Source organism: uncultured Rhodococcus sp., assembly GCF_963525155.1.
GTDB lineage: Bacteria > Actinomycetota > Actinomycetes > Mycobacteriales > Mycobacteriaceae > Rhodococcus_F > Rhodococcus_F qingshengii.
Genome location: NZ_CAURKP010000270.1, coordinates 1 through 5,485 on the forward strand (window position 1 = coordinate 1; position 5,485 = coordinate 5,485).

Genomic DNA, 5,485 nt, shown 5'->3' on the forward strand with positions numbered 1-5,485 from the left:
TATTTGTGTCTCTCCGCCACTCTCTAATGTTTTTCGGCCTCGTAAATTGTTGCCCGGGCCCGAAAACATCTTCCGGGTAGGTCAGTTCGCCGGAACCCCGACCACGCCGTCCGCGATCAGCGTCGAGGCGTGATCGGCGTTGGTTCCGAGGATGTCGGCGAGCACCGCGATCGAATCGCCGCCGACCTCGGAGGCGGGTCCGGTACCCAGGTGTGCGCCGTCGAACGAGGCAGGATTGGCGGCAGCCAGGTAGCTTCCGATTCGAGGTTGATCGAGTGCGGAGAACATCGGGTTGTTCTCCAGTTCGCCAGATTTCACCACTTCCTCGAAACTGCGGTACCTCTCGAACAGAACCGACGATGTGTCCAGCGCTGCAGCGATCTCGGCGCCGCTGTGTTCCCGGAACCAATGTGAGAACAGAGCAGTGAGTACCTCTCGATGACGGTAGCGATCCGCTTCGGTGGAGAAGTCGGCTCCGAGTGCAGCTTCGACAGCGTCGACAGCCGCCGTGGTGCCGGTGACCGACGCAAGGTCGCGGAAATGGCGGGTAGTGAGTGCAACGATCATGAACCGGTCGTTGTCGCTGGAGACGAAATCGATTCCGTACGTGCCGTAGACGGCGTTTCCGCCGGACTCGCGACTGCGACCGTTCACTTGTACTTCGGTGAGGTAACCGAGGGTTCCCGCGGTGGCCAATGCGACGTCTTCGAGTGGGAGCGTGATCCGAGATCCATGTCCGGTCGAGTCACGTTGGCGCACTGCGGCAGTGATCGACAGGGCGGCGTAGAGCCCGCATGCGACGTCCCAGGCGGGCAGTGCGTGGTTGACAACTCCGGCGTAGTCGGCGGGGCCGGTGATCTGTGGAAATCCCAAGGCGGCGTTGACCGTGTAGTCGACTCCGGGGCTGCCGTCGCGGCGTCCGAGGATCTCGAGGGTGATGACGTCGCTACGCAACTGGGCCAGGGAGTCGTGGCTCATCCACTTACGGCCGCCGGCGTTGGTGACCAGGATTCCGCCGCCAGGTCCCGGCGCCGTGACCAGTTGGCGTATCAGTTCTTGGCCGCGTTCGGCGCGCATGTCCACTGACAGTGACCGTTTGCCTTTGTTGAGTCCGGTCCAGTAGATGCTCTCGCCCTTGTCTGTGACGGGCCAGCGATTGTAATCGGAGGCACCTCCGATCGGGTCGATCCGGATCACCTCGGCGCCGAGTTGGGAGAGCGTCAGTCCGCACAGCGGCGCGGCGACAAAGCTCGAGACCTCGACGATGCGAAGCCCGGACAGCGGGCCTGGGCTCTGAGTCATGTGTGGTCCTCCGTGATAGAAGAGTGTGTGCTCATGCCATCAACACGGTGAAACGCCAGTCGAGAACCGGAGTTTGTGTTGCAGAAGCATTGTGGGAGAACACGAGCGAACGCAGTTGCACTGCGGTTCCGTGTTCGAGGGGCGACGAGTTTTCGACGTGCAGTTCGCTCGTGAGGGTATCGCCCTCGTGAACGGGTCCGGTGTGATCGCACGAGTGCCATCCGAGAACCGTCACCACGTTGGGCAGAGCGCGAGTCGCCTGGGCGAGTGCAATTCCGATGGTGTGGCCGCCGTAGACGAGGCGACCGTGGGCGCCGACGCGATCGTCGTGGTGCGTCGCTGCGACGTTCAAGCTCAGCCGGGCAAGTTCGGGTGCACTGGTGACGACGTCGCCGCTGCTACGGAATACCGAGCCCACCAAATCCGACTCGAAGTGCCTGCCGGGTACCCGCTCTCGATACGTGTCGAGGTCCCAACCGTCAGGTGATACGTACGGAGCCGGTTCGGACGGACCGATCGCCCCGAGGTCGTCGGCGTGGCGAGTTCTCGTCTCGATCGGGTCGGGGCTCAGGGGGAGCATGGCGCAGCGGTAGAAGTCGAGGACCGTGTTGCCGTTCTGATCAGCAGACGTCATCCGTAGCGCGGCAAGTCCGGTGGCGCCGCGTCCCGGCTTGGCCGAGTTCTCGCGTAGACCGACAACCTCGGTGCGCGTGTACAGAGTGTCGCCGAGTACCGGGAAACGGTGGAATCGCAGTCCACGGTAGAAGAGGTTCGCCTTGACGTGGTGTGTGACCACGGTTGACTGGCCGATGGCGATGTCGGTGACCAGTCCTGGATTTGCCACTGGTGCACCGGAACCCGTGACGCTCGACGACAAGTGTGCGTCGAGGGGGAGCCGCATGCGGTCACCGAGGATCGACTGATGGGAGGCGGCGAGTCCACTGGTCAACGTCACCGCGGGGGCTTCGTCGAAGATCTGACCGTGGGTGAGTTCGTCGAAGTACGGTCCTCCCACGTAGTGCTCGCTCATACGGTGACTCCTTCGGCTCGGGCAAGCGTACGACGCGCTGCCACGGCCACAGCTTCGTCGAGCATCTGGCCGTCGAGTTGGGCGGCACCCGAACCCAGGGTTTCGGCTTCTTCGAGTGCGGTCAGTACCCGTCGGGCGTCAATGACGGCGTGGTCCGAAGGAGTGAATGCGGTAGTGGCCGAGTCGATCTGCGCCGGGTGGATGACCCATTTGCCGTCGAACCCGAGAGCGCTGGTCCAGTGCGCGGCGCGGCGGAAAGCGTCGTCGTCGGTGATGCCGAGAAAGGGCCCGTCGATGGCTGCGACGCCGGCTGCGCGGCAGGCGATCAGGATTCTGTCCTGGACGGCAAGCCAGTGTTCAGGCAGTGCCGAGCGTGAACGGCCGAGCGCTGCACCGAGATCGGCGTATCCGATGATCGCGGCTTCGAGACGAGGAGTCGCGCGGGCGATGGAGTCGGCATTCTGGACGCCGAGCGGAGTTTCGATCAGGGCTTGCAGGGTGGTGTGGTGCCCACCGGCAGTGAAGAGGATGTGCTCGGCCTCGAGTAGTTCGTCGGCGGACTCGACCTTCGGGACGATCACGCTCGTCAGCGATTCTCCGAGGGCGCCGCAGGCGATCAGGTCGTCGCGGGCCCAAGGTGTGGTCAGGCCGTTGATTCGGACCGAGATGGTGCGCGCCCTACCGAACTCGTGCACCAAGGTGCTCACGAGGGTTCGCGCCAGGTCCTTGTTCGCCGAAGTGACGGCATCTTCGAGGTCGAGAATCACCTCGTCTGCGTTCGAGAAGAGTGCTTTGCGTGCCTTGCGCTCGTCTGAACCCGGCGCGACCAGGGACGCGCGACGTCTGGTGGCGCGGTAGTGGTTCTCGTCCATAGTGTGTCGATTACCTCGATCTGGAAATCAAATGTACGGCCAGTTGTGAAGTGGATGAGCTGCCGTGAACGGCGTTGATGTGCACCGAACTGCCTCGATGCTGGCAGTTGCTGCGTATCGATGTCAAGGCGCGGTATTGACATTGCGCGAACAATATCGAAATATGGCCGTACAAACTTATTTCAAGTCGAGGCGGATTCATGCTCAAGCTCAACGACGAAGAGACATTCCTGATCGAAACCGTGCGCCGGTTCGTCGACCGAGAGGTCAAGCCCACGGTCCAGGAGGTGGAGCACGCGAACGAGTATCCCGAGAAGTGGATCGATCAGATGAAGCAGATCGGGATCTACGGGCTCGCGATTCCCGAGGAGTACGGCGGATCGCCGGTGTCCATGCCCTGTTATGCGCAGGTGACGCAAGAACTGTCGCGCGGATGGATGTCCCTGGCGGGAGCGATGGGCGGGCACACTGTGGTCGCCAAGCTCATCTCGCTGTTCGGTACCGAAGAACAGAAGGTGAAGTACCTGCCGCGAATGGCAACCGGCGAGATCCGGGCAACGATGGCCCTCACCGAGCCCGGCGGAGGTTCCGATCTGCAGGCCATGACAACCAACGCCAAGAGCGACGGCACAGATCTGGTCGTCAACGGCGCCAAGACATGGATCACCAATGCCCGCCGATCCGGCGTGATCGCCTTGCTGTGCAAGACCGATCCAAGCGCAAGCCCTCGTCATGCGGGCATCTCGATCGTTCTCGTCGAGCACGGCGAAGGGCTGACCGTCTCCCGCGACCTCCCGAAGCTCGGATACAAGGGCGTCGAGAGTTGTGAACTGTCCTTCGACAATTACCGCATCTCCGAGTCGGCCATTCTGGGCGGTACTCCCGGAAAGGGCTTCGGGCAGATGATGAAGGGACTCGAGACCGGCCGTATCCAGGTGGCTTGCCGCGCACTGGGCGTCGCCACGGCCGCACTCGAAGATTCACTTGCGTACGCGCAGCAGCGCGAGAGCTTCGGCCAGCCGATCTGGAAGCACCAGTCGATCGGCAATTACCTCGCCGACATGGCAACGAAGCTGACGGCCGCACGGCAGCTGACGTGGCACGCGGCGCAGATGTACGACAGTGGGGAGCGGTGCGACATGGAGGCGGGCATGGCCAAGCTGTACGCCTCCGAGGTGGCGATGGAAATCGCTTTGTCCGCCATCCGCATCCACGGCGGTTACGGCTACTCGACGGAGTACGACGTCGAGCGGTATTTCCGTGATGCACCACTGATGATCGTCGGGGAGGGAACCAACGAAATTCAGCGCAACGTGATCGTTTCGCAGCTGGTTGCCCGCGGCGGTCTGTGACGGACCGGTGAGCAAGTAGGATCATGTCGCTATGAGCGGTAAGGAAAGAGAGACGGAGCCGGCGTACCAACGCCTCTCTCGTGAGCTTCGTCAGCAGATCTCTGCCGGTACCTACCGCGACGGCATTCAACTGCCCACCGAATCCGAACTGGCGCAGCATCACGGCGTGAGTCGGCAGACGGTCCGCCGAGCCTTTCACGATCTGGTTGCCGAGGGCATCGTGTACCGAGTACCCGGGCGCGGAACGTTCGTGACCGAGAACAGCGGCCGCTATCTCCGTCATCTCGGATCCATCGAAGATCTCATGAACCTTTCGCGGGACACGACGATGGAAGTTGTGTCACCGCTGCAACGGCGCGTGGACATCGAGGCGGCCAGTCGGCTTCGGCTCGACACCGACGTCGTGTACACCGTGGTCTTCCGGCGGATACACGAGGGAGTTCCGTTCGTGCAGACGACGGCGCATCTGCCGGAGGCGATCGCGCGGCAGATCGTCGACCTGCCCGCCATGGCGGCCGGTGCGGTGAGCGCCAATACGGTGATCGGCTTGCTGGAACCGCTGATCGACAGTCCGATTGTCGAAGCAGCACAATCGATCACGGTGTCCCCGGCCACGGCGGACGTTGCCAGGGACGTTGATTGCGAAATCGGCCACGCCATGTTGCGGGTGGACCGTTTGTACTCCAACGCGCAGGGCGTTGCCAACGAGTTGTCGGTGAGCTATTTCTTGCCGGAGCAGTACACGTATCGGGTCACGCTGCGCCGCGGCGCACATTGACGCTGCGCCGCGGCGCACATTAACGCCTCACTTTTCTTTGCTGTTCAACACCTTTCAGGAGAGAACTATGCGCATTTTCAACGGAATCGTCGAAGTCGAGACGGCTGTCGGTGAGCACTTGGGCTACAGCGCGTGGTTCCCGGTCACACAG

General features: G+C 62.6%; 5 protein-coding genes. 2 read left to right on the forward strand and 3 right to left on the reverse strand.

Annotated elements, in window-relative coordinates; genetic code table 11:
* Positions 1-81: 81 nt before the first annotated feature.
* From RWT78_RS27755 to RWT78_RS27765, 3 genes are read right to left on the reverse strand one after another with little or no spacing between them, the layout of a single operon-like run.
* The gene (locus tag RWT78_RS27755; RefSeq protein ID WP_058037638.1) at positions 82-1,302 is read right to left on the reverse strand and encodes a CoA transferase; all 1,221 of its coding nucleotides are present in this window, start codon (positions 1,300-1,302) and stop codon (positions 82-84) included.
* 31 nt (positions 1,303-1,333) lie between these two features.
* Positions 1,334-2,332, reverse strand: a complete 999-nt coding sequence (locus RWT78_RS27760; RefSeq protein WP_003940210.1) for a MaoC family dehydratase — start codon at positions 2,330-2,332, stop codon at positions 1,334-1,336.
* Entirely contained in the window at positions 2,329-3,204 is an 876-nt protein-coding gene (locus RWT78_RS27765) for a CoA ester lyase (protein WP_003940300.1), read from the reverse strand. Before RWT78_RS27765 ends, RWT78_RS27760 begins: the two co-directional genes overlap by 4 nt.
* 200 nt (positions 3,205-3,404) lie before the next feature.
* On the opposite strand from RWT78_RS27765, the gene RWT78_RS27770 reads away from it, so the two are divergent.
* Entirely contained in the window at positions 3,405-4,556 is a 1,152-nt protein-coding gene (locus RWT78_RS27770) for an acyl-CoA dehydrogenase family protein (RefSeq protein WP_314682427.1), read from the forward strand.
* Positions 4,557-4,587: 31 nt separating this feature from the next.
* Entirely contained in the window at positions 4,588-5,334 is a 747-nt protein-coding gene (locus RWT78_RS27775) for a GntR family transcriptional regulator (RefSeq protein WP_099698091.1), read from the forward strand.
* The last annotated feature ends 151 nt before the right edge of the window (positions 5,335-5,485 follow it).